The organism is Sulfurimonas denitrificans DSM 1251 (assembly GCF_000012965.1).
Lineage (GTDB): Bacteria > Campylobacterota > Campylobacteria > Campylobacterales > Sulfurimonadaceae > Sulfurimonas > Sulfurimonas denitrificans.
The window spans coordinates 1,646,787-1,671,003 of record NC_007575.1 but is presented as its reverse complement, the minus strand read 5'-3'; the positions used below and the strand labels follow the sequence as shown (position 1 = coordinate 1,671,003).

At 34.4% G+C, this 24,217-nt stretch carries 21 protein-coding genes; 13 read left to right on the top strand and 8 right to left on the bottom strand.

Annotated features, from left to right (window positions below; all coding sequences use genetic code 11):
- Nucleotides 1-2: 2 nt before the first annotated feature.
- The 4 genes from SUDEN_RS08290 to SUDEN_RS11095 are packed head-to-tail and all read right to left on the bottom strand — an operon-like array spanning nt 3 to nt 4,577.
- On the bottom strand, nt 3-1,139 hold the full coding sequence (locus SUDEN_RS08290; RefSeq protein WP_011372328.1) for a TniQ family protein: 1,137 nt from the start codon (nt 1,137-1,139) through the stop codon (nt 3-5).
- Entirely contained in the window at nt 1,136-2,077 is a 942-nt protein-coding gene (locus SUDEN_RS08285) for a TniB family NTP-binding protein (RefSeq protein WP_011372327.1), read from the bottom strand. Before SUDEN_RS08285 ends, SUDEN_RS08290 begins: the two co-directional genes overlap by 4 nt.
- 3 nt (nt 2,078-2,080) lie before the next feature.
- Nucleotides 2,081-3,937, bottom strand: a complete 1,857-nt coding sequence (locus SUDEN_RS08280) for a Mu transposase C-terminal domain-containing protein (RefSeq protein WP_011372326.1) — start codon at nt 3,935-3,937, stop codon at nt 2,081-2,083.
- Nucleotides 3,930-4,577: a heteromeric transposase endonuclease subunit TnsA gene (locus SUDEN_RS11095; RefSeq protein ID WP_011372325.1), complete on the bottom strand. Its 648-nt coding sequence runs from the start codon at nt 4,575-4,577 to the stop codon at nt 3,930-3,932. Before SUDEN_RS11095 ends, SUDEN_RS08280 begins: the two co-directional genes overlap by 8 nt.
- 292 nt (nt 4,578-4,869) lie before the next feature.
- Here SUDEN_RS11095 and SUDEN_RS08270 point away from each other — a divergent pair, with 292 nt between their 5' ends.
- From SUDEN_RS08270 to SUDEN_RS08235, 8 genes are all read left to right on the top strand, one after another.
- Nucleotides 4,870-6,267, top strand: a complete 1,398-nt coding sequence (locus SUDEN_RS08270; protein WP_011372324.1) for a DUF262 domain-containing protein — start codon at nt 4,870-4,872, stop codon at nt 6,265-6,267.
- On the top strand, nt 6,264-7,916 hold the full coding sequence (locus tag SUDEN_RS08265; protein WP_011372323.1) for a hypothetical protein: 1,653 nt from the start codon (nt 6,264-6,266) through the stop codon (nt 7,914-7,916). The genes SUDEN_RS08270 and SUDEN_RS08265 overlap by 4 nt, the downstream gene beginning before the upstream one ends.
- Nucleotides 7,917-8,168: 252 nt before the next feature.
- Nucleotides 8,169-8,984, top strand: coding sequence for an SDR family oxidoreductase (locus tag SUDEN_RS08260; protein ID WP_011373215.1), 816 nt, complete (start codon nt 8,169-8,171; stop codon nt 8,982-8,984).
- Nucleotides 8,985-10,178 (top strand): cytochrome-c peroxidase, encoded by a 1,194-nt coding sequence (locus tag SUDEN_RS08255; protein ID WP_011373214.1) that lies wholly within the window; start codon nt 8,985-8,987, stop codon nt 10,176-10,178.
- A complete protein-coding gene (locus tag SUDEN_RS08250; protein ID WP_011373213.1) occupies nt 10,175-11,962 on the top strand; it encodes a multiheme c-type cytochrome in 1,788 nt (595 codons plus the stop codon). Before SUDEN_RS08255 ends, SUDEN_RS08250 begins: the two co-directional genes overlap by 4 nt.
- Nucleotides 11,959-12,339 (top strand): thioredoxin family protein, encoded by a 381-nt coding sequence (locus SUDEN_RS08245; protein ID WP_011373212.1) that lies wholly within the window; start codon nt 11,959-11,961, stop codon nt 12,337-12,339. The genes SUDEN_RS08250 and SUDEN_RS08245 overlap by 4 nt, the downstream gene beginning before the upstream one ends.
- 110 nt (nt 12,340-12,449) lie before the next feature.
- Nucleotides 12,450-12,614, top strand: a complete 165-nt coding sequence (rd, locus tag SUDEN_RS08240) for a rubredoxin (RefSeq protein WP_011373211.1) — start codon at nt 12,450-12,452, stop codon at nt 12,612-12,614.
- Between the two features lie 8 nt (nt 12,615-12,622).
- Complete coding sequence (locus tag SUDEN_RS08235) at nt 12,623-13,828, top strand: anaerobic nitric oxide reductase flavorubredoxin (protein WP_011373210.1); 1,206 nt, start codon at nt 12,623-12,625, stop codon at nt 13,826-13,828.
- Here the strand turns inward: SUDEN_RS08235 and SUDEN_RS08230 are convergent.
- From SUDEN_RS08230 to SUDEN_RS08215, 4 genes are all read right to left on the bottom strand, one after another.
- Nucleotides 13,820-14,431 carry a trimeric intracellular cation channel family protein gene (locus SUDEN_RS08230; protein WP_011373209.1) on the bottom strand — a complete coding sequence of 204 codons (612 nt, stop codon included), beginning with the start codon at nt 14,429-14,431 and terminating at the stop codon, nt 13,820-13,822. The genes SUDEN_RS08235 and SUDEN_RS08230 overlap by 9 nt on opposite strands.
- On the bottom strand, nt 14,432-14,959 hold the full coding sequence (locus SUDEN_RS08225; protein WP_011373208.1) for a gamma carbonic anhydrase family protein: 528 nt from the start codon (nt 14,957-14,959) through the stop codon (nt 14,432-14,434). It lies immediately after the preceding gene.
- Between the two features lies 1 nt (nt 14,960).
- Nucleotides 14,961-17,063, bottom strand: a complete 2,103-nt coding sequence (locus SUDEN_RS08220; protein ID WP_011373207.1) for an RNA degradosome polyphosphate kinase — start codon at nt 17,061-17,063, stop codon at nt 14,961-14,963.
- Nucleotides 17,064-17,157: 94 nt separating this feature from the next.
- Nucleotides 17,158-18,396 carry an apolipoprotein N-acyltransferase gene (locus SUDEN_RS08215; RefSeq protein ID WP_011373206.1) on the bottom strand — a complete coding sequence of 413 codons (1,239 nt, stop codon included), beginning with the start codon at nt 18,394-18,396 and terminating at the stop codon, nt 17,158-17,160.
- Between the two features lie 104 nt (nt 18,397-18,500).
- Here SUDEN_RS08215 and yajC point away from each other — a divergent pair, with 104 nt between their 5' ends.
- The 5 genes from yajC to leuS all read left to right on the top strand — a co-directional run bounded on the left by yajC (nt 18,501) and on the right by leuS (nt 24,217).
- Nucleotides 18,501-18,767 (top strand): preprotein translocase subunit YajC, encoded by a 267-nt coding sequence (yajC, locus tag SUDEN_RS08210; RefSeq protein ID WP_011373205.1) that lies wholly within the window; start codon nt 18,501-18,503, stop codon nt 18,765-18,767.
- Complete coding sequence (secD, locus tag SUDEN_RS08205; RefSeq protein WP_011373204.1) at nt 18,757-20,322, top strand: protein translocase subunit SecD; 1,566 nt, start codon at nt 18,757-18,759, stop codon at nt 20,320-20,322. Before yajC ends, secD begins: the two co-directional genes overlap by 11 nt.
- Before the next feature lie 2 nt (nt 20,323-20,324).
- A complete protein-coding gene (gene secF, locus SUDEN_RS08200) occupies nt 20,325-21,296 on the top strand; it encodes a protein translocase subunit SecF (RefSeq protein ID WP_011373203.1) in 972 nt (323 codons plus the stop codon).
- 104 nt (nt 21,297-21,400) lie between these two features.
- Nucleotides 21,401-21,739: a DUF6394 family protein gene (locus SUDEN_RS08195; RefSeq protein ID WP_011373202.1), complete on the top strand. Its 339-nt coding sequence runs from the start codon at nt 21,401-21,403 to the stop codon at nt 21,737-21,739.
- A 9-nt stretch (nt 21,740-21,748) separates the two neighbouring features.
- Nucleotides 21,749-24,217, top strand: a complete 2,469-nt coding sequence (gene leuS, locus SUDEN_RS08190) for a leucine--tRNA ligase (protein ID WP_011373201.1) — start codon at nt 21,749-21,751, stop codon at nt 24,215-24,217.

Sequence of the window (24,217 nt, the reverse complement as noted above, 5' to 3'; positions counted from 1 at the left end):
CATTATTGTTGAATGAAGTTTTTTAAATTATTATCATTACTACCAAAATTACACCCTAGTAATTTAGTAAGATTGGCTTTGTTTATTTCTTTGCGTATTGACTTTAAATATTGCTCTGCATGTTCTACTTCTTCTTTTGTGACTGTCATGCTATGCGGCAGATATCGCGGTGAAATGTCATTAACAATGCTCTCATACCAAAACGGTATATTATGTACCTTTGTCGTTAAATCGTAATAAGTAAGCCTGTTTGCTTGGATATAGGCTTTTAAATTGTGTGGAAAATCTTCAAATATATACATAATCAACCCAAAAAGTGCTGATTGTGCTTTTGCATCTACTTTTTTAAATATAGGATGATTCACATTTTGGTGTTTCGCATCTTTTATGAGTAAAAATAATGGATGTTTATCTATAAATTTATGCTTGTAATTAAGGAGTATAAGCTTGGATAGTTTTGAAAAAACTTCAAAAAATAAAAATGAGTAGACAGGAGTTTTGCCAAGCTGGATATAGCCGTTTTCTATAGTTTTAAAAATCTTGTTTTGATACTCAAGACTTGAAATATGCTTTTTATGAATCGGTAGTTTTCTTCCTTTTTTCAGTTCAAATCCGCAATGGTGGCAGTGTGTGTAAGGTAGCCTGTTTTCATACATTTGCGAGGTATCGAGTTTTGTTTTGCAAGAAGGACAATGCTCGTATAAGCGGCATTGGTGTTTATGACAAATATTGTAAAAAACAACCCGCCATTTTTTTCTAAAGTAGGGCACTTTGTCTTCTCGTAGACAGATAGGACAATATTTTTGATGGGTAAAAAATGTAGCTGGATTATTCTCATAGATATTTTCTTGAATATATCCTGAGTAGGTTGTTAGTATTAGGGAACGAATATCTATTTTGTGATGACTTTTTTCTTCGATGATTTTAATCATCTCTGGATCTAAAGTAAGATCGCTTTGAGCAAGAAAAAAAGAGTGCTGTCTGTAGTTTAGATATTGATTTGTAAAAGTATGTGGATGCGTCTTGTGGGCATATGCCGTGCGAACTATCCAGGAGGAAAGCAGTTCATCTTCAAGCGGTAGAGGGATGATTACAAAGTTTTCATTTTTTAGTTCCGGAAAGTTTATCTTTTTGATCATATATCTTTGAGATTCATAGTCTTATGAATATTTTGCAGAGTATTAAATCCACACTCTTTTATCTCGTTGATGGTAACTCTCTCGCTTCCTGTTTTTATGGCATATACGGCAGCTGCTTTAATCAAGTTCACAATCTCCCCAATATATCCGTTACATAGTTCAAGAATCTCTTGTGCATCATCCTTGTTGATAATTGTAGATTGTTTTTTTAGTGGCAGTTTGCTTATTGTGGTGGCTAAGAGACTGATGTAATCTTTATCCATCTTCCATTTTGTGAGATATTCCGGTCTGTATCTGCTGCTAATCTGATCTTCTGTGTTTACGGCACGTAAAGCTTCTTTGACTCCTGCTAAAATGACGGGCATTGTCAGTTTGCTGCTTAAATCTCTTATAGCACTCATAATCTGCTTTTGTCTTGCAGGGGAGCCGTTAAGAATGTTATGAATCTCATCGATGATAAGGACTCTGACATTAAGAGCTTTGAGGTAATACTCTACGAGTTTAGCTTTTACATCCAAGGAGTCACGTGTTTTATAGGGTATATTCAATTGCTCCAAGATAATACTGTAGAGTCTGCTCTCGCTTGGTTCTGTTGGTGAGATGACATATAAAACAGGTCTGCCAATACCGGTGTATTTATCAAAGAAGTCATCTGTGATCCAATCAGGCTGTTCGCCATCGATATTGTAATCGTAGGGCGGATGCTTCTCCAAAAACTGTTTGAGCAGAGATGTCTTTCCGTTGTTGCTTCCACCCACAAGCAAGATGCTGATATATCTGGTCTTGCCATAGCCGAAATTGTAAATATCTTCCATCTTTTCTAAGATATTTTGAGCGATAGGATAGTCAATCCAATACTCTTCGTTGATATATTTGATTCTCTCTTCATCAGAGCTGTCAAGTATTTTTTTTGTTTCTTCTGTTAGTTCAATATTCATACGCTACTCTTTAATGTGAAAAGTTTCTATGTTGTCAAAGAGGTCATGAAAAACATCATCAGCTTGTTTGGTCTCTTTCTCTTTTACAACTTGACTCTCTGTTTTGCTTTTTGACTTGATGTCGCTCATTTTAGGTGCTTTGCTTTTTCTTATTTTATGTTTGGCTGTTTTCTCTTTTGCCTGTTTTTCTATGTGTGTAAGCCGTTCGTAAGCATCAAAGAGGTCATCTTCATTTGTATCTTTGATACTATTCTCTTTTAGATATCTCTTTGCTGTATAGAGATCCCATACGGTCATATCTGGAGCATGAAGCTTTCTGTAGCTTAACTCAAAATACTCTTTGAGTTCCGGGTCAAAGAAGTAAAGCTTTTGGATACTCAGAGGGTCTCTTTTGACTTTAAACTTTAGCTTATTGCCTTGTTCATCATCCCTGTTTATCCAAGTTCTCAGAACATCCGAATAGTACGTAATACCATCAAGTGTGATGCCGTCTTTTTGAACGGTTCGGTAAAATGCAGGTAAGAGAGCGATTTTAATCGACTCCCTATCTTCTACAATTGGCGGCAAGCCTGTACCCGGATTCTCATCATCGCCAAAGATGCCTAAACTGTATTTTTGTCTCGGTGTCATGCCTATTCCATGATGTACACGGTTATGATAAACATTGACGATAAACTCCGTGAGCCACTTTGTTATCTCATCAAGGGTAAAAGTTGCGTTTTTGATGGAATCATACTCAGCTTTTTCGGCTATATTGGAAAATGTAGTACCTGGTAAATTATGAATTTCTTTATTTATAGTCAAAAAAATCCTCTCTACGTGGCTTCCGTATTGTGGTCTTCCAACGGGTCTTCGAACCATAGTCATGCCAAATTCATCGCATACTCTTTGCATATCAAGCCCTATTAGATCTTTGCCGTTATCGACTGCATATTTTGAAGGAATCCCGTATATTTCCCATTCGCCTTGAATATCGTATTTTTTTAGAAAATCATCCTTTGGCAAAAAAGCATTGTAGAGACACTGACTCACACTGAAATATCCGGGCGCTTGCAAGGAGAGATAAAATCCTGCAACCATTCTGGAATATACATCAATCGCCAGTGTTAAATAAGGTCTTCCTAGAGGTTTTCTTGAGTGAGAGTCAACAAGTATGATGTCAAGTGGAGTATGGTCTATCTGATACACTTCCAAAGGAAAGTTTCCCTCTGGATATTCTCCTTCAAAATTCCCATATTTTTCATTCGCTTTTTTTGCACTAAAACGTTTTTTCAGAGCGAATTTTGGATCGATTGTTTTTATTCTATTGCGGACAGTGTTCTCATGTGGAGGGATTATGTTGAGCTTCTTGCATTCTGCTTTAATGGTGTTGAAGATTTTCGGAAAACCGATTCTTTGTTTGGTAAGATAGAGTTCTTCTATAACATCTTCAATGACCTTATTTGTTAAAGGCTCTATGCGACTTCCTTTTTTGCCGCGTTTATGTTTGCTTGAGATTAGTGAACTGATTTTTTCTGATTCTTCATAGGTCTTTATCCAACGATAGACGGTCATAGCGGTCACTTTGTACTTAGCAGCTACCTCTTCAACTTCGTCACGTGACTTTTTTCTAAAGACGAGCTCTTTAATAGCATTGTATTTCTTTTTTGCTTCACTCCACTCCTCATCCGTATAGCTGTCTAGTTGCGTTTTTTCTTCTTGAGGCTTTGAAGATAAGTCTTGTATTTTTACATTGATGATTTCATTTTGATTATTTGTTGGAGCTATGGATAGGGTGTGAAAATTGACGGCTTTCAATATGATATGCTCAACGTTATTGTAGAAGACTTTGGAACCTATAGAAAGGTCTAGTTTACTCATGAATTTTTCCTTTAAGTATAAGAGAAGACATAGTAATCTTTGTGTGCATGTTTATCAGAGAAGGTTCCTTAAATATCTTATGCCAAAGATAGGGAAGTGTTTGCAATTGTTCAGTTTGATTGGTTGATAAAAGTTCTAAAAATGATTTGATAGAAATGGGCTCAGAAAGCTTATTGATATTCTCTAGTACTTTATTGGTCATAGTTTGACTTTCAGAGATAAAAGCATTTTTATAGAGAAAAACACAGTTTTTGAAATATATTTGGTCTATTTGTGCGTCTGTGAATGTTTCAAAAGGAAGTGACATTTGTCGGGCTATTTCTTCTTTTAAAACAGATATCTTATGTTGTAGTTTTGTATCGGAATCTATATCACTTTGGTATTTAACTTCAAAGATTTTTTTAGAGCCATCCTTATATATCACTAGTACATCAGGGGTATATCTTGTGTTTTTTGCTTTTAGCTTGTAATTGATTTTCAGTGGTTGTTCTTCAAACGAAACAACATCCTTATTAAATTCTAACAGCATAAAAAAATCTCTTTCCAAAATAGATTCAAAAGCTAATTGCTTGTTGTTCTTATAGCTTTTAAAATATCCGACACAAGAGATGTAGCTCTTCTTTATTTTTCTGACACTCATGAAATAATTATATCAAAATTAAAAATAATTTTAGATGTAAATTTAATAACATTAATTATTGTAAAAATAAATATATTAATTATTATAAATATATTTTGTAACATTAGTTTATATATTTTTTTGGAAATAATTTTTACCTGAAGCATAATATAAGTAGTTGCTAAATACCATTATGGTACAAATCAATACGGCAAATTCAAATAGTTTAAAAATTTTTATACCGTCTTTATATCAGTTTAGGTAAAATTAATTATAAAACATACCTTATTTCACCTATGTTCAAAGGATAAAAATGGCTTTACAACTCAATGCAGAACAAAAATATATATTAAAAATTTTTGGAGATAAAACCAAATATATAATTCCTCCATATCAAAGGGCCTATACTTGGACTGAAAGTGAATGTGAAGAACTTTTTGAGGATTTAAAAACCGCTTTTCAAAAAAATAAATCAGAAGGCTATTTTATTGGCAATCTTGTACTTGCAACATCTGCCAGAGATGAATTTGAGGTTATAGATGGGCAGCAACGTTTAACCACATTGATTATGCTTTTAAAAGTTTTATGGGCATTTGATGCAAAAAATAGAAAGCTCAAAAATACCATTTGGATATTAGATGATAGAACAGATGCAATCATAGAACAAAGAGTCATAACAAATATTTTTATTGAACGGGATTCCCTATCATTCAATGAAGTTTTAGACGAAAATTATCAATATGAAAAACCACAAAATAAAAAAGATAAATTTAAAACAAATATCTATTTTTTCTATGAAAAGATTAAAGATTTTATTGATCAAGATGGAAATGATATAAAAGATTTTATAGATTTTATTCTTTATGATGTTTCGTTACTCCCTATTTTCACAGAAGCTGAAAATACTGCTAAAGCCAGAGAAAAAGCGCTGAAGATTTTTGAGACAATGAATAACAGGGGAATGCCACTTGATGATAGTGATATTTTTAAATCAAACCTCTATTATATGGCTAACAGGCATAATGAGCAGGATACTTTTGTTGAACTCTGGAAATCCTTTGATGAGCGATGTGAAGCAATAGATGATAAACTAAAACTTAGAGCTTTTAAGATTTATTCTTATATGACTAGAGGAGAACAAGGGATAAAGAGCTCTGAGATAGGCCTGAGAGATTTTTTTGAAAAAACGGAATACTCACCATTTAAAAAAAAGACATATAGAGAAATTTTAGATGATTTAAATCGTATTGTAGATTCCGTTGAATATTTTGAAGAAACAAAACAACAATCTGATAATGAACTTGCTAAATGGTTTCAACTTATAGACTTGTACACCAACGCTTATCCAAAAGATACAGTCATAGTTTATTTGGTCAAAAATAATTTAAATGTAGGTAGTGACAATACTACAAAATTTGCCAAATCACTTGTGAGACAATCGTATGCAAAAGGCTCTACAACATATATCAAACATGACATGTATGACCTTGTTATTAAAATAATGCACGAAAAATGGGAAGTTTTTTACGATAAAAACTATACTTGTCCTTATGGTTTTGGTAGGCTATATAGAGGGTTTGAGCTTTTAGAAAAGTATTTAGATTCAAATCAACTTTCAGTATATCCTTATAAATTAAAACGCAGAATGTATGACATGCCAGGAAAAGCCACCCGTGAACTTTATGAACGGTTTTTTAGAGGTGAGCAGTGAGAGTTCAAAAAGCCGAGCTTAAATATTTTAAATTTCATAAAGATTTAACTGTTGATTTTAATGCTAAAAGCTTGCTGATCTATGGTGAAAATGGCACAGGTAAAAGTTCTATTTATGAAGCTTTATACTCAAATTTTTATCATCAAAAAAGGTTAGATAAAGATATTGCTTCAAAAGTTCAAGAAACATATAGGTCGCGTGGATGTGAAGCTGAGACTTTAAAAGTTAATATTATCCTAGATGAGGACAAGGTCTTAAACTGTAATGCAGATGAACTATCAGATTTTAGTGTATTAACTCGTAAAACACAACCCCAAAATATTATCGGAATTGATCCAAGCATCTATTTTGCGAATGAAAAAGTCCTGAATAGACTTACAAAAGAAAATTTTTATATTGCATTAAATGATACATTATTTGAGCATTTTCCCCAAATGAAAAGTCCTGTTACTGATAAGAATGAAAATTATCATTTTAAGCGTTTTGCTCAATTTGGCAATCTTGATACGTTAAAGAACAAGATAATTGATGAAATTGGCAATGACGATGCCACAGCGATTAGAGCAAAATTTGAAGAGATGCTCAAATTAGAAAACGATCTATTACAATTAGTTTTTGAAAATTATTTTCCTCTTAAAGAAATTAATGAAGTTATAGAAAAGTTTGATGAGTCCTTCAAGATTTCATTTTCAATTACTCCAGCACACTCAGGAAACAGCGATATTTTGGAATTTAACCCACCTGTCATAAAAATTAAGATTGATGATATAGAATGCAATGGAAAGCCATCCCAACACTTCAATGAAGCCAAATTAAAACTAATTAGCGTGGCTATCTATTTTGCACTTGCCAAAAAATATGAAGAAAAGCGTGATGGATTTAAACTTTTGGTATTAGATGATTTTTTGACGTCCCTTGATATGGCGAATCGAAAATTGATTATGAAGTATATTTTAGAAGAGTTCCAAGATTATCAAAAGCTTATTTTGACCCATAATTTACAGTTTTTTAATATGGCAAGAAAAATGATCAATTTAGATAGTGAAGAAGCTAATCAATGGAAAGTACAAAAACTTTTTGTACACGATCATCAAGCCTTTTTGTACGATAAAGATATTAGCTATTTAACAGATGCAAAGGGTAGCCTTTCAACGGGTGATGAATACTCTGCTGGGAATTTTATACGAAAAGAGTTTGAGAGAATTATTACAGAATTTGAACAACTTTTAGAGTTGGGGAGAGTGGAGGAGTTACAAAACATTATAGATACTTTAAAATCAGAAGACAAGCATTATATTCGGTCGCACAAAGTAACAAATCGTTTTTATCAGAGTGTGCAAAAAATTTTGGATGATTCCACAAAAAATGAACAAGTTAAAATTAATTGTATTAAATCTTCATTTAACCCATTAAACAAAACAGAAATTGAGTTTACTGAAAAAATTCAAAATGCTGACGGGACAATTTCTAACGAAACAATTAAAGCTCTAATTAAACGAGGTGAGTTTTATAAAAACTTCATCTTAAATCCAACATCACATGATGATGCTAATGCTGAGATATATAAAAAAGAGTGTGAAAATGCCATCAATATTTTACAGTTCTTAAACAAAATTATAACTAATTTAAAAGGTACAAAATATGAATAAATTTTGGCTTCTATGATTCTTTTTTTTTAATTAAGCCGAAAATGCTTAATTGTCTACGAGTAACATTAGTTTTTGTAAATGACAATAAATGTCATTTACAAGAACAAAAATTATTCTACAACAATAGAATCTTTGCCTCTCTCAAGCTCCATTATGGAGCTTATATTAAAATAAATTCCACTTATTGATAAAACCACTTGATTGATATTCATTTTTTTCATATACTAAGCTCTAAAATTAAAGGAGTTTCACATGTCAAAAGTAGTTTTAATAACAGGTGCTACATCTGGTATGGGTGAGCTTAGCGCTAAGCTTTTAGCTGATAGCGGATATATAGTTTATGCAGGTTCAAGAGATACAGGTGCAACAGGAAGTAGTGCGGGTAATATAAAAAATATTTATATAGATGTTACAAAAACGTCAACTATCAAAGATGCGGTTGCAACTATTATAAAAAATGAGGGAAAGATTGATGTTCTTGTCAATAATGCTGGGTATGGGCTCTTAGCAACTCTTGAAGATGGAACTGATGAGGAGATTTTTAATCAGTTTGATGTAAACGTTTTTGGAGTTATTAAAACCACAAGAGAAGTTCTTCCTTACATGAGAGAAGCAAAGAGCGGAGTTATTATCAACCTTAGCTCATTTTTAGGCAAAATGGGGCTTCCTCTGCTTTCACACTATAATGCTTCAAAGTACGCTGTTGAAGGGATTACAGATTCACTTAGATTCGAGACATTGCCTTTTGGAATCAGAGTTCACTCTGTTGAAGCTGGGCTTTTTGGTACAAACTTTGTAAAAAAAGGTTTAGTTGCAAATGCACAAACAACGTCTGAGAACTCTCCATATAAAGAGATAGTATCCCATTTTGTGCCAATAGTTGCAAAGGCTATAAATGAAGGACCCTCAGCGCAGCCAATTGCAGATGCCATAAAGATGATTATAGAAGATGAAAATGCTCCTATTGCTGTGCCAGTAGGTGCTGAAGCTGTGACATTTGTTCCACTTAGAAAAGAGTTAAGTGATGAAGCTTTTGAGAGCAAGATAAAAACTACTTTTGGAATTTAGATGAAAAGGTTACTCTTTTATACACTTATAATTGCTATTATGGTTCTAAGTGTGATTTTATCCATCGCTTATTTGACACCTCCAAAAGTGATACCACAATATAGTGATGATAAATTAAGAGAGTTAGCGCTATTTAAAGGTCTAAAATCTACCCCAAATACCTATGAAAAACTTTTAGAACTTGTTGATGACGCATCAAATCCTATGAGCGCTTCAAAAATAGTACTTGGAGAGAAGCTCTTTTTTGATGTTAATTTATCAAAAAATAGACAAACAAGCTGTTCTACATGTCACTCTTTTGATAGAGATCTAAAAAATAGAGGTGCAATGTCAAAGATGATAAATTCACCTAAAGAGCAGACGAATAACTGCGTTGCATGTCATCTAAGAGATCAAAGCGGAGTCGATAGATTTACCTTCTCTCAAGGGGATAATCAAGAGCCACACCCAAATCTTTTAAATACGCAGAGTATTTTAAATACGGCTTTTTCAAAACATTTTACATGGAGTGGCGAGGTAAGTAGTTTAAGGCAGCAGAGCGAAAACTCTTTTTTAGCATATCACAAGATGAATATAACAGCGGATGAACTGGTGTTAAGAGTTGGTAAAAGTGAAAAATACAGAGCGATGTTTAGCACTGCTTTTCAAGACGATATAACATTTGAAAATATCAACAAAGCCATTGAGGTTTATGTAAAAACTCTAGTAACTAGAGGTGCGTATGACAGATTTTTGGATGGCGATAACTCTGCTATAAGCAGTGACGCAAAAAGAGGTTTGGCAAACTTCATCGGTTTTGGCTGCAAAGGGTGTCATAGTGATATTTCGCTTGGCGGACAGAGTATTCAGAGATTTCCGCTTAGAGATTTTGCACAAGTTTATGACTTAAAACCAAACTTTGAACTTTTTCCAGAGTTTAAAAGGTTTGATGGCGAGTTTCCATTTGAGAATAGTGGTGGATTTTTAGGCAAAAACAAAGAGCATCTCTTTCGTGTTCCAATTTTGAGAAATGTTACTAAAACATCCCCTTATTTTCATAACGGAGCAGTACCAAAGATAAGAGAGGCGGTAAATGTTATGGCAAAGCATCAGCTAGGACGACATTTAACTCTTGAGCAGATTGATGAGATAGTTGCATTTTTAAGAACGCTAGAGGGCGATATTATAGAGTATGAGATAAGAGAGAACAGATGAGAATAGTAATAAAAATTTTAGTTTTTGTGATGTTTATCTCAGGAGTGCTTCAATGGAAGGCTATTGATATGTCATGGGAAAATTTTAGAGTTATTCAAGTTTTGCATATTTTAAGCTCAGTAGCTATTTTATCTCTGCTTGTTCCATTTATTTATAGACATATTCGTAGATACTATTTTATAAAAAAGGTAAACAGCATAAATGGTTGGGCACTTTTTGCTCTTTTTGTACTTTTAATTGCAAGCGGATTTTATCTGTTTTTAATAGGAAACAGAGGTGGAGACATGGTTGGAGAGCTCTCTTTTAATATCCACCTTTATGGCTCGTTTTTATTAATAGTTCTGTTTATATCACATGCCTTTTTTATAGATAAAAAGCTCATCGCCTCTGTTGGGCTTATCTTTCTTATAAATCCGCAACTCTCCTATTCTGCGCAGATACTCTCTAATATAGAAGTAAATAGCACGAGAAGTTACCATAGTGAAGATTGGACATCTTCTGCAAAATGTAAATCATGCCATAGTGAAATATTTAAGCAGTGGAGTAACTCTAACCATAAACATATGGTTGGCTCAAATCCATACTACATGTTAATGGAGACTTTAGCTGGAGAAGTCGAGGGTGAGGGTTTTCGTAAATGGTGTATGAGTTGTCATAACCCCAGCGCTCTCTTAAACGGGCATGACAAAACTACTCACGACATGGAGGGAAACTTCTTACGTGATGAGATTTTTGAAAAAGATGCAGAAAAACTGAGTAAAGATTTTAAAGAGCAAGACAACTTTAGGCTTGAAGAGGGTGTTTCATGTGTTACATGTCATAGAATTACAGATGCAAGCAGTAAGGGAAATGCCTCTTATACAGTTACGCTTGAGCGAAAAAAATATGCATTTGAAGATAGCAAGGCACCACTTGGACACTGGTTTAGCGAGAAACTTATCAACTCAAATCCAGAGGCGCATAAAAAAAGTTATATGGATCCACTCTATAAAGAGAGTAAGTATTGTGCCTCTTGCCATGATGAGTCTCATCCAATAAATGGCATTGCAATTGTGTCAACATTTAAAGAGTGGGAAAAATCTGAGTTTAACAACCCAAAAGATAAGAGTAAACATAAGAGTTGTATAGATTGTCACATGACAAATTTAAAAGATGCCAAACTCTCACCGTTGAGGGGAACTTCAACTGATGGCGGTGTTATAAAAGAGGATGTAAAAGTTCACTACTTTAGTGGCTCAAACCACTTTTTAGCGGGGCTAAAAGATAAGAAAAATGAGGAACAGACAATTGAACTGCTTAAGAGTTCTGCAAAACTTGATGTTGATGTGAAAGATAATATCTTAAGTGTTGGAGTTACAAATGTAGGCGCAGGGCATCATCTGCCAACAGGTGTTGCAGATTTTAGAGAACTCTGGCTTGATGTTGATGTAAAAGATAGAGATGGCAAAGTTGTATTCTCAAGCGGAAAACTAAAAGAGGATGGAAATATTGAAGATGGAAGCAGACTCTTTCAAAAAGTTTTTGGAGATGAAGAAGGCAAGAGAGTCGGACTTCTTTTTTGGAGATATAAAACACTTCTAAGTGACACTAGAATACCAGCTAAAGAGAGAAGAGTTGAGAGTTACACTCTGCAAAGAGATGTTAAATATCCTCTTAGTGTTGAGGTAAAACTAAACTTTAGAATTTACCCTCAGTGGACTACTGATGCTGTTAAAAAAGTTTTCCCCACACTTCCAAACCCGCCTGTGATAGAGCTTATGAAGATAAAAAAAGAGTTTAAATGAGGCTTAGTTTTATTTTAATGATTTTTGCATCGCTTCTCTTTGGTGAACATATAAGATGGCAGAGCGATTTTGAAAAAACTTTGATAGAAGCAAAAAAAGAGCAAAAAGATATTTTGCTCTTGGTATTAAAGAGGGATTGCAAAGATTGTAAAAATATCTTTAGAGATATATTTACGGACAAAGAAGTTACAAAGAGAGTAAATGATAAATATATCTCTATTGTAGTTTTTTTTGAAGCTAAAGATAGCTATCCTGTAGAACTTTTTTACACACAGCAGTTTCCAGCGCTCTTTTTTGTCTCAAGAAAAGATGAGCTGTTTTTAAATGCTCCCTTATTTGGAGCCTTCACAAAAGAGAGCCTCTTAAATAGTCTCTAGTTTTATAAGATAGCTTCTTATTCTCAAAATTTTTTTTAATGTTCAATTTTTATAGATAAGAAGCTCATTTACAAAGTTAAGATAGTATTTAACAAACAGAGGAGTTTATTATGAAAAAATATATTTGTACAGTATGTGATTATGTGTATGATCCAAAAATTGGTGATCCAGATTCGGGAGTTGCGCCAGGAACAGCGTTTGAAGATATTCCTGATGATTGGGTATGTCCAGATTGCGGAGTTGCAAAAGAGGACTTTGAAGTATTGGAAGATTAAGTATCAAGATGGGTTTTAATATAAAAAACAACATCTATCTTGTTGGTAATGTTGATTGGGAAATAGAGCACTATCAAGGGTATAAATACTCTACGCATAAAGGAACTTCTTATAATGCGTATCTAATAAAAGAGCAAAAAAATGTTTTGATAGATACTGTTGATGCACCTTTTACTGATGTATTTATTAGAAATCTCAAAAATGAGATTGATTTAAAGATGATAGATTATATAGTTATAAATCATGGAGAAAAAGACCATACTGGCGCACTCCCTGAACTTATGAAACTTATACCAGATACTCCAATTTATTGTACTAAAAACTGCGAAAAATCACTCAGAGGGCAATATCATCAAAATTGGAATTTCAATATTGTAAAAACAGGCGACAAGCTTGACTTAGGCGATAAAGAGTTGGTTTTTGTTGAGATGCCACTGCTTCATTGGCCAGATAGTATGCTCTGCTATTTAACAAAAGATAATATCTTGTTTAGTAATGATGCGTTTGGGCAACATTATGCTACCTCTGCTATTTATAATGATTTAGTTGATCAGTGTGAATTACATGTAGAGTGTTTGAAGTATTATTCAAATATTTTAACGCCTTATAACTCTAAAGTTATTAAAAAAATAGAAGAGATTTTAGCTATGAATCTTCCTCTTGATATGATTTGCCCCTCACACGGAGTTCTCTGGAGAGACAATCCCGCTCAGATAATAGAGTTGTATTTAAAATGGGCAGAGGATTATCAAGAGAATCAGATAACAATTTTATATGACACAATGTGGGAATCCACAACTGATATGGCGGAGGCGATAGCAGAGGGAATTAAAAAATCTCATAGCAAAACAGTTGTCAAACTAATGCATCTATCAAAAAAAGATAAAAATGATGTAATCTCTGAAGTCTTCAAATCAAAAGCTATACTTATTGGCTCTCCTACTGTAAACAGGGGAATTTTGACTTCAATCGCTTCAATATTTGAATTGATTAAATCTTTAGGATTTAAAAATAAAAAAGCAGCATCTTTTGGCTCTTATGGCTGGAGTGGAGAATCCACAAAAATTATAAATGCTAAACTGCTTGATAGTGGGTTTACTTTACTCAATGATGGACTTCAAATGATGTGGAAACCAGACGCAGATGCCATCAAAGAGTGTATAACATTTGGAGAAGAGTTTTCAAATAACCTAAGGGAGAACTCTCTAGTTTAGTTTTGGCAGATGCCACCCTTTTTTGTATGCGATAAGTCTTAACGCAACACTAAAGAGGGCAGTTGTGATGATGCTGAACTCATTTATAGCATTAAAAAAGTTTAAAGTGCCAAGCAGAAGAGCAACTATTACAGCTATCGAGCCATAAAAATCACTAATTAGTACGGTTGGGACTTCATTTATCATAATGTCTCTTGTAACTCCACCTCCAACTGCGGTTATAAAACTTAAAATTACTATGCCAAAAAAGTTATACTCAGCACTAATTGCTAGAAGTGCACCCGTGATACTAAAGGCTACAAGTCCGATAGTGTCGCTTATGACAAACATCCATTTTCTCTCAATTGAACTCTCTTTATAGAGCTTGAAGATGTAAGCTACAAAAATGGTTATTATGAGAGTAAGAGCAGGGTGGATATATGTAAAAGCGTAAGGTGGTGCGCTTAGAATTGCATCTCTAATTATGCCACCGCCAAGGGCTGTGAGCGTGGAGGCTATAAGAATGCCTAAGATATCAAGATTGTTTTTGATAGCGATTAAAAAACCGCTTATTGTAAAAGCTATGATGCCAATAATATCTGCAAATATAAAGTATTCAGGCATCTATTTTTGATAGTGAGATTTAAACTCTACATATCTTGAAGCAGAAGCGTAAAGCTCTTTTACTTCATCATCACTTAGCTCTCTTACAACTTTTGCAGGGCTTCCCATGATGAGTGAGCGAGGAGGAAAAACTTTGTTTTTTGTTACAAGTGCATCCGCTCCGACTATTGACTCCTTACCGATAACTGCGCCGTCAAGTATGGTCGCGCTCATTCCGATAAGACAAGCGTCTTCTATTGTACAACCGTGAAGCATTACTCGGTGTCCTATGGTTACATCATTACCGATTATTGTTGGATGACCATCGCTTCTATCAGCTTTTTTATGATGAGTTACATGCACCATACTTAAATCTTGTATGCTTACTCTATCGCCTATCTTTATGTAGTGAACATCGCCTCTGACAACCGTTCCAAACCAGATAGAGCAATCTTCTCCGCACTCAACATCACCAATAACATCAGCTGATGGTGCTATCCAGCTGTTTTTTCCAATCTTTGGTTCCATATCTTTAAAAGGGTAAAGCATATTATGCCTCCTCGCTAAATATATTTACAATTATCTGATCTATTGCGGAGCTGCTATCTTTTGCAACAGCCTTTGAGACCTTGTTTACATACTCTTCAAGCATAACGTGGTTATTTATCGCTTTAGTATCTTCTTGCTGTTTTACTTTTATATATGAGCCATCACTTTGCAACTCATGAGCTAAAGAGTTGTCAGCACATTGAAGTTTTAATATTTGAATAATTTTCTCTTTTGCTTTTGGGTCTTTAATCGCAGTAAGAAGCTCTATGCGTCTTGTTAAGTTTCTAGGCATCCAATCCGCACTTGAGATATAGACTCCAGCCTCATCATTTTTAAAATAAAATGCTCTTGCATGCTCTAGGTATTTGCCAAGAATAGAGATTACTCTAATATTTTCACTCACACCCTCAACCCCTGGCTTTAAACAGCAGATTCCACGAACAATTAAGTTAATCTTTACTCCAGCTTGACTCGCTTTATAAAGAGCACGAATCACATCATCATCAACTAAAGAGTTTAGTTTTACGATAATCTCTCCATCACTCTTCTTTCTTGTCTCGTTTTGGATAAGAGAGAGAATCTTTGGTTTGATTTGCGATGGTGACATGTAGAGTTCATTAAGCTTGCCTTTTTTGCTAAAACCTGTAAGAAAATGAAAAAATCTAGTCATATCGCTAGTTATCTCATCTTTACTTGTAAGATAACTCATATCTGTATATATTTTTGAAGTTGATGGGTTGTAGTTTCCAGTACCCAAATGAGCATATTGCTTTAGTTTGCCATTCTTCTTTTTTGTTATAAGTGTTGCTTTTGCATGAACTTTAAAACCTTTGATTCCATAGATTACATGTGCTCCAGCTTTCTCTAATGCTTTTGCCCAAATAAGGTTATTCTCCTCATCAAATCTAGCTTTTAACTCAACCATTACAGTTACTTGCTTTCCAGAATCACTCGCACTCATAAGAGCTTTAACTATAGGAGAATCTGTGCCTGAACGGTAAAGTGTCATTTTTATAGATACAACATCTGGGTCTTTTGAGGCACTCTGAATGAGCTTAACAACAGGATCAAAACTCTCATACGGATGGTAGAGTAAAATATCTTGCTTCTCAAGAGTATTAAAAATATTATCACTGCTATCGAGTGGTGGAAGAGTTTTTGTCTTAAAAGGCTCTGAGAGCAGATGTGCAAAATGTTTGTTTGAAACTATCTGCCAAAGACTTGAGAGATTTAGAAATGTATGAAACTTATATATGTCATCTTTATATACATTTGTGTGGCGGTTGAAGAAATTTATAATCTCATCATCGCCATCGCTTCCGACTTCAAGTCTAACCATAGCCCCTTTTCTGCGGAGTTTTAAACCCTCTTCTAGTATCTCTAAAAAGTCGTCAGCTTCCTCTTCTTCGATTTCAATATCAGCATTTCTAGTAACTCTAAATGATGCAAATTTTATCAAAGAGTAGCCTGGGAAAAGATCTTCTACATGTTGAGCAACAATGCTCTCAATTGGAACGTAAATATGATTTTCAAGCTCTATAAATCTCTCTATTACACGAGGAACACGGATAATCCCAAATCTCTCAATAGCTGCATTGTCGCTATCTCTTAGTTTTACAATAAGTCCGAAACTAAGATTATTTAAGTGTGGAAAAGGGTGCGTTGCATCCACAGCAATAGGAATTATAACAGGATAAATATTTTCATTAAAGTACCTATTTAGGTAGTTTCTTTGATGCTGATTTACCTCATGATACTCTTTTATACTTATCCCCTCAGGCTCAAGTTTTTTTAAAATACCGTTCATGCAGTGCTCAACAACCTGCTGCTCTTGATGAAGATACTTTCTGATTTCTCGCAACTGCTGCAGAGGGGTTAGTTTGTCTGCACTTGAAACTATGATGCCAGCGGCAAAGAGCTTTTTTAATCCAGCAATTCTTATCATATAGAACTCATCTAAATTTGTTCCATAAATTGCTAAAAATTTAAGTCTCTCTAAAAGCGGAAGAGACTCATCTTGAGCCTGTTTTAAAACTCTTGTATTAAATTGAAGCCATGAAATTTCGCGGTTGTTATAAAGGTCTGGATTTTTAAGATTTATCATTGAGAGAAAAACTCCATATAATTATTTTTTCTCATTATATCAAATAATCGTTACTCTGTTATTACAACGCATTTTTAAAGGAGTTATTAAAATTTTATTTTATAACTCCACTACCTTTGTAGTTTGCTGAGTGGTAGATGGTTGCACCATTTTTTCTTGCATAAAAACGCATCAAAAGTTTTTGAAGAGTAGGCTCAATTGATGGGTAAAACCAAGCGTTGTTGCTAGTTGCTAAGACAAACTTTACATCACCCTCAAATATCTCTGATCTTGTGGCTTCATAACAGATGGCATTTCTAAACTTTACACCTTTTATAACAAAGTCAGTAGGTGCTGGGGCTGTTTTAAAATCGCTTGCTCCTGCAAAAAAGAACTCATTTATAAAACCTTTTATAAATTCTGGAAGCGGTATATACTCGCCAAATGGAACAAGTATCATCTTCTTAGCAATGCTAAAGTTGCCATCTTCAAACATATATGTTACGTTGTAGTGATGTTCATCTTCTTTAAGAAGTGCCCCAGCAACGATAGAGATATCATAAGAGAGCTCTTTTAGCCTCTCTAAAACTAAAGGTGATTTGTTCATGTAAAAAGGAAAAACAGACTCAGGAAGAACGACTAACTCATACCCTTCATCTTTAGCTTTTTCTATCTCACTGTATATTAATCTAATTGTTGAACCTATATTTTCTCTCTTCCATTTTTCACCCTGCTTTATATCAGTTGCAACCATTTTTATCTTCAATGGAGCATCTAGCTGCACTTCTTGGCTAAAGTTTATGGCAAAAAATAGAAGCAAAAGAGGTGCATATTTGTAAGGTTTTTTAATATACTCTACTAAAGTAAAAGATATGAGAATAGTTGCAAACTGGTACTTATAAATACCAATATAGCTATCTACAAAAAGAACTTCTAACTGCAGCCAGTTAAAACCCATCGGTTCAAAAAAAGTAAGAGAAAATAGTAAAATTGCTCTAATGGCTACACTCTTAGTAAGTGCTAAAATACCAAAAAAAAGCATATAAATAATTGCAAAAGCAAATGTAATAAGTGGTGTTAAATAGCCAACACCGTTGTATTTGAAACTGTATCCAATCCAGTAAAACCACAAAAGACCTATAAAAAAACCAGCAACTAAAACAGCTCTTTTTGGGATATATAACAAAAGTGCAATAGCACAGAGTCCAAAGATTGTATTTAAAAATTTAAGAGTAATTTCAAAGTGTTCTAAGTATAGAAATGCACTAAATAAAAGGGCAGTTATAACTCCAAGATATAAATCAAATAACTTATGATTGTATCTATTTTTTAGTGTTTGTATCTTTTGTGTCATATCTTCTCTATTATATTTTTGGCGCAAATTATAGCAGTATTGTCTCTTTTGTTAATGTAATTTTTGTATAATCGTCGCAATTTATTCAAAGGAAGACCCCATTTATGGAAATATTAAGTCAATTATTACCGTTTGTATTTTTAATCGCAATCATGTATTTTGTGATTATCCGCCCGCAACAAAAAGAGTCAAAAGCACGTCAAGAGATGATAGTAGCGCTTAAAAAAGGCGATAAGGTAATTACCGCTGGAGGGCTTATAGTTGTTGTTTATAAAGTTGAAGAGTTATTCTTAAGTGTAAAGATAAATGAAGATAGCGTTGTAAAAATAACAAAAGATTCTGTGATTAGAAAGTTCGAGGATGAAGCTTAATTATCGCATAGTAATATTTGCTTTTGCAATAGTTTTTGGTCTTTTTTTCTCTCTTCCATCAATCCTTCAAACACAAGATGGTAAAAAAATAACATTAGGACTCGACCTTCAAGGCGGTCTGCATATGCTTCTTGGTGTAAAAACCGAGGAAGCTGTGAAATCTCGCATAAAATCAATTGCAGCTAGTGTTAAATACTATAGCGAAAAAGAGGAGATTCTTATAGATTCTCTCTCTTTTGATGAGAGTAGTATTTCGTTTTTACTTCTTGATAAAGATGACTTAAAGAAAATCAAATCTTTTTTGCATGAGATAAAAGGTGCAGTTGTTGTTGCTACTGGAGAGAGCATCTCTTTGACTCTAACTCCTGAGGAGATTGCTAGAACAGAAGAACAAGCAATTTCTCAAGCAATAGAGACAATAAGAAACAGACTAGATCAGTTTGGATTAACAGAGCCAATCGTTGCACGTCAAGGTGAGGAGAAGATACTTGTTCAATTAGCAGGCATTAAAACCGCAGAGGATGAACAACGTGCTCGTGAGCTTATCTCTCGTTCAGCAAAGTTAGAGCTTATGGCAGTTGATGAAGATAGAAATGCAAGAGTAAATAGCATGAGCAATAGCGATGCTGTCTCTTATGGAGATGTTATTTTAGAGGATGTAACAAATCCACATATGAAATATCTTGTTCGTGAAATTCCAATTCTTGATGGTGGAATGCTTACAGATGCAAACGTTGGTTTTGATCAAAATAATCGTCCTCTTATAACTTTTAAGTTAAATGCAGAGGGTGCTCAAATATTTGGAGATTTTACTGCAAAGAGTGTTGGAAAACGTTTGGCTGTTGTTCTTGATGGTAAAGTTTATTCAGCACCAGTAATCAATGAGAGAATCGGTGGCGGAAGTGGTCAAATCTCTGGAAACTATACAGTTATGGAAGCAAAAGATTTATCAATAGCTCTTCGTTCGGGCTCTCTTTTAGCTCCAATTTATCTGATGGAGAAGCGTTCAGTTGGTCCTAGTTTGGGTGCTGATAGCATTAAAGCAAGTATGATTGCACTTATTGGCGGGTTTGCTCTTGTTATAGGTTTTATGGTTGTATATTACAGAATGGCTGGAATAATCTCAAATATTGCATTGATTGTAAATATTTTGATAATACTCTCCGTCATGAGTCTCTTTGGAGCAACGCTTACTCTGCCTGGAATGGCTGGTATAGTTTTAACTGTCGGTATGGCAGTTGATGCAAATGTTATTATTAATGAGCGTATTCGAGAGCTTCTTCATCAGGGCTACTCTATACAAAAAGCCATAGAAGAGGGCTACGCAAATGCAATGCGTGCGATTTTGGATGCAAATATTACAACACTCATTGCAGCGGTAGTTTTATATGCTTATGGAACAGGGGCTATCAAGGGATTTGCTGTAACCATAAGTATAGGTATTTTGGCTTCAATGCTAACGGCAATATTAGGAACTCATGGAATCTATGAGATGCTTCAAAACAGAATCCAAAAAAGTAAAAACAACCTCTTTTGGTTTGGGATTAAGGGGTAAGAATGGAGTTTTTTAGACAAACAAGTGCTATGAATTTTATGGGCAAATCGAAAATTGCAATGATTTTATCCATAATAATGGTTTTAAGTTCACTTGCAATACTCTCGCTCAAAGGTCTTAATTACGGCGTTGACTTTGCTGGTGGAACAATCGTTCAGGTTAAGTACAAAGGCGATGCACCAATAGATATGATGCGAGAGAAATTAAGTACAAATCAGATTTTTGAGGGTGCTTCTATTACCGAATTTGGCTCTGCTGATGAAGTTGTAATTCGTATGAGAACAACAAGCAGTGACGTTGTAGTTGATGTTGGTGACGTTACAAAAGCTGCACTTGTTGGAACTGGAGAGTTTGAGATAAGACGTGTTGATATAGTTGGTCCAAAAGTTGGTAGTGAGCTAAAAGAGAAGGGGTTAATGTCTTTAATCTTAGCTGTTGCAGGGATTTTAATTTATGTTGCATTTCGATTTGAGTGGAGATTCGCACTATCTTCAGTTTTAGCTCTCGTTCATGACGTCTCTATTGCTCTTGGTGCAATCGCTCTTGTAGGATTAGAGGTGAATCTTGATGTACTGGCGGCACTTCTTACTATTTTGGGATACTCTTTAAATGATACAATCATTGTATTTGACCGTATTCGTGAGGGTATAACAAATACAAGAGATGGTGAGTTTGGAGATATTATTAATGAGTCTATTACTAGCACTCTCTCAAGAACTACACTTACTTCTTTAACTACGCTATTTGTTGTATTTACTCTCTTTATTTGGGGTGGTGAAATTATTCATGCATTTGCATTTACTCTTTTAGTTGGTATAGTTGTTGGAACATACTCATCTATTTTTGTTGCTTCTCCAACTCTGCTTACACTAGGATTTGATGTTAAAAAATATCATGTAAATCTCTCTGCAAAAGCTGCAAGAGAAGCTGAAAAAGAGAGAATGAGATCTCAGTTTGAATCTGGGGTTATGTAAATTTTTTTGAACTATGCTAAAGCGACTGAGAGAAGAGCTTCAGTCGCTCCTTAAGATACTTTTTGTATAATCCACACAATTTAATTTTAAACTAAGGCGTTAATATGGATTGGGGCAAAGTAATATATGTGTTTTTCTCATTAATGAGTTTAACATCGATAGCGGGTTTTTTATATGAACATAGCTCAGTAGCTCTCTTTGTTGCAGGTAGCTTGAATTTAGTCTCAACCTTTTTAAAAATAGGTGTTAGAAATCTTCTTTCAGCTGAACTTTTAGCTTCTTCTTTAGTTGCAGATTTACACCTTATACCAGCGTTTATATATCTTGAAGTAGTTGGAAATTTGGAGTGGGCGATAGCTTTGGCAATTGGAGCATTAATAGCAAATGTCTTCTCAGTTGGACTTGTTTATATCGAGAGCTCAAAAAATCGTGATGAGTATTAGGAGATAGGGTTGATTTACAATTCAAAAGAGTTAGAAAAAAAGTGGCAAGAGTATTGGGCAAAAAATAGAAGTTTTGAGCCAAGTGAAGATTTTACAAAAGAGACTGGGTGCCCTCGTGGTAAAAAGTATATCCTCAGTATGTTTCCTTTTCCAAGCGGAAGACTCCATATGGGGCATGTTAGAAACTACACAATCAGTGATGCATTTGCAAGATACTACCGTCAAGAGGGATTTAATGTTCTTCATCCAATAGGCTTTGACAGCTTTGGAATGCCAGCAGAAAACGCAGCTATAAAAAATGGTTCTCATCCAAAAAAGTGGACATACGACAATATAGACTATATGAAAGGCGAGTTTAAATCTCTTGGATTCTCTTTTTCAAAAGATAGAGAACTTGCAACAAGTGATGAACTATATACAAAGTTTGAGCAAGGTTTTATCATTGACATGTACGAAAAAGGGTTACTTTATCGTAAAAAAGGTTTTTTAAACTGGTGCCCAAGTTGTCATACAGTTTTAGCAAATGAACAGGTAATTGATGGCTCATGCTGGAGATGTGATAGCAGTGTAGTTAAAAAAGATATGAATCAATACTACTTTAAAATCACGCAATATGGTGATGAACTTTTAGCTGATTTGAGCAAGCTAGAGAGTGGCTGGCCAAAACAAGTTCTTACAATGCAGGAGAATTGGATAGGTAAATCAAACGGTTTGGAGTTTAAACTCTCTTTTGATGAAAAATCACTTGAAAAATTAGATAATAAATTTGATACCTTTAGTGTATTTACAACTCGTCCAGATACTATTTATGGTGTTAGCTATGCTGCTCTTGCCCCTGAGCATGAGATAGTAAGCTACATGATAGAAAACGCTCTCGTGGGTAGTGATACTATTGAGAAAATAAAAGAGATGAAAAATGCTTCATCTATAGAGAGACAAAAAGAGAAAAGCGGAATTGCTCTAAATTTACATGTAGTTCATCCTTTAACTAAAAAATTAATCCCTATTTGGGTTGCTAACTTTGTTTTGATGGATTATGGAAGCGGGGCAGTTATGGCAGTTCCTGCTCATGATGAGAGAGACTTTGATTTTGCAAAAAAATATAATCTTCCTATAAAAGCTGTTATAAAGCCTTTTGATGGAGAGTCTAGTATTGAGAGTGCATTTACAGAGGTTGGAGAACTTTTTGACTCTGAGATGTTTAATGGACTCAACTCAAAAGATGCACAATTAAAGATAATAGAGCATTTTGAAGAGAAAAAAATTGGCAAAAAAACTACTAACTATAAACTAAAAGATTGGGGAGTAAGCCGACAGAGATATTGGGGTGCGCCAATTCCTTTTGTTCATTGTGATTCATGCGGTATTGTAATGGAGAAAAAAGAGAACCTTCCAATAGCACTTCCTGAGGATATTGAGATTACAGGAGAGGGAAATCCTCTTGAAAAACATCCAACATGGAAATATTGCAAATGCCCTAAATGCGATAAAGATGCAATACGTGAAACAGATACGATGGATACATTTGTAGAGTCAAGTTGGTATTTTTTACGCTTTTGTGCGTCACCAAAAAACTGGTTAAATGAGGCTTTCTCAAAAGAGCAAATCAAGTACTGGATGGGTGTTGATCACTATATTGGTGGAATTGAACATGCAATTTTACATCTTTTGTATGCTAGATTTTTTACAAAAGTATTTCGTGATTTGGGATATTTAGAGTTTGATGAGCCATTTAACAAGCTTCTAACTCAAGGTATGGTTCTAAAAGATGGTGCGAAGATGAGCAAATCTAAAGGTAACACTGTTGACCCTGATGCCATTATTGAAAAATATGGTGCAGATACAGCAAGACTTTTTATACTCTTTGCAGCACCTCCAACACAAGAGCTTGAGTGGAATGATAACGCTGTTGAGGGCGCATTTAAGTTTATAAAAAGATTTTATGAGAGAAGTGTAAATGCCATTAAAACCAACACTATCCCTAAAATCAATCATGCTTCGCTAAGCAAAGAGGAGAAGTTTGCTAGAAAAAAAGTGTATGAAGCACTTGTCCGTTCTCGTGAAGTTTATGGAGAAAAATACACTTTCAACACTATGATAGCTGGTGTTATGGAGGCTATGAATGCGCTTAATCTGCAAACAAACAGTGATGTTTGGAGTGAAGCGTATTGGATTTTAACCTCTATTATGGAGCCTGTGATTCCTCATGTCTGCTCTGAGATTAGTTCTGTTAAATTCTCTCTTAAAAATTTAAGCTCACAAATTGTTGTGCAAGAGGTTTTTGTTGAAGACTCTTTAATGCTTGGCGTTACAGTCAATGGTAAGAGAAGATGTGAAATAGAAGTACCAACTGAGGCAACGCAAGATGAGATTTTACAAATAGCAAGGGAAAGTGCTTCAAAATGGCTTGAAGGGAAAACTATAATCAAAGAGATAGTTGTTCCCAAGAAGTTAGTAAATTTAGTTATTAAGGATTAG

Excerpts from the sequence above, each read along its gene's own strand:
- SUDEN_RS08290 (WP_011372328.1), bottom strand. The coding sequence starts at position 1,139 with ATGATCAAAAAGATAAACTTTCCGGAACTAAAAAATGAAAACTTTGTA.
- SUDEN_RS08285 (WP_011372327.1), bottom strand. The coding sequence starts at position 2,077 with ATGAATATTGAACTAACAGAAGAAACAAAAAAAATACTTGACAGCTCT.
- SUDEN_RS08280 (WP_011372326.1), bottom strand. The coding sequence starts at position 3,937 with ATGAGTAAACTAGACCTTTCTATAGGTTCCAAAGTCTTCTACAATAAC.
- SUDEN_RS11095 (WP_011372325.1), bottom strand. The coding sequence starts at position 4,577 with ATGAGTGTCAGAAAAATAAAGAAGAGCTACATCTCTTGTGTCGGATAT.
- SUDEN_RS08270 (WP_011372324.1), top strand. The coding sequence starts at position 4,870 with ATGGCTTTACAACTCAATGCAGAACAAAAATATATATTAAAAATTTTT.
- SUDEN_RS08260 (WP_011373215.1), top strand. The coding sequence starts at position 8,169 with ATGTCAAAAGTAGTTTTAATAACAGGTGCTACATCTGGTATGGGTGAG.
- SUDEN_RS08255 (WP_011373214.1), top strand. The coding sequence starts at position 8,985 with ATGAAAAGGTTACTCTTTTATACACTTATAATTGCTATTATGGTTCTA.
- SUDEN_RS08250 (WP_011373213.1), top strand. The coding sequence starts at position 10,175 with ATGAGAATAGTAATAAAAATTTTAGTTTTTGTGATGTTTATCTCAGGA.
- SUDEN_RS08245 (WP_011373212.1), top strand. The coding sequence starts at position 11,959 with ATGAGGCTTAGTTTTATTTTAATGATTTTTGCATCGCTTCTCTTTGGT.
- rd (WP_011373211.1), top strand. The coding sequence starts at position 12,450 with ATGAAAAAATATATTTGTACAGTATGTGATTATGTGTATGATCCAAAA.
- SUDEN_RS08235 (WP_011373210.1), top strand. The coding sequence starts at position 12,623 with ATGGGTTTTAATATAAAAAACAACATCTATCTTGTTGGTAATGTTGAT.
- SUDEN_RS08230 (WP_011373209.1), bottom strand. The coding sequence starts at position 14,431 with ATGCCTGAATACTTTATATTTGCAGATATTATTGGCATCATAGCTTTT.
- SUDEN_RS08225 (WP_011373208.1), bottom strand. The coding sequence starts at position 14,959 with ATGCTTTACCCTTTTAAAGATATGGAACCAAAGATTGGAAAAAACAGC.
- SUDEN_RS08220 (WP_011373207.1), bottom strand. The coding sequence starts at position 17,063 with ATGATAAATCTTAAAAATCCAGACCTTTATAACAACCGCGAAATTTCA.
- SUDEN_RS08215 (WP_011373206.1), bottom strand. The coding sequence starts at position 18,396 with ATGACACAAAAGATACAAACACTAAAAAATAGATACAATCATAAGTTA.
- yajC (WP_011373205.1), top strand. The coding sequence starts at position 18,501 with ATGGAAATATTAAGTCAATTATTACCGTTTGTATTTTTAATCGCAATC.
- secD (WP_011373204.1), top strand. The coding sequence starts at position 18,757 with ATGAAGCTTAATTATCGCATAGTAATATTTGCTTTTGCAATAGTTTTT.
- secF (WP_011373203.1), top strand. The coding sequence starts at position 20,325 with ATGGAGTTTTTTAGACAAACAAGTGCTATGAATTTTATGGGCAAATCG.
- SUDEN_RS08195 (WP_011373202.1), top strand. The coding sequence starts at position 21,401 with ATGGATTGGGGCAAAGTAATATATGTGTTTTTCTCATTAATGAGTTTA.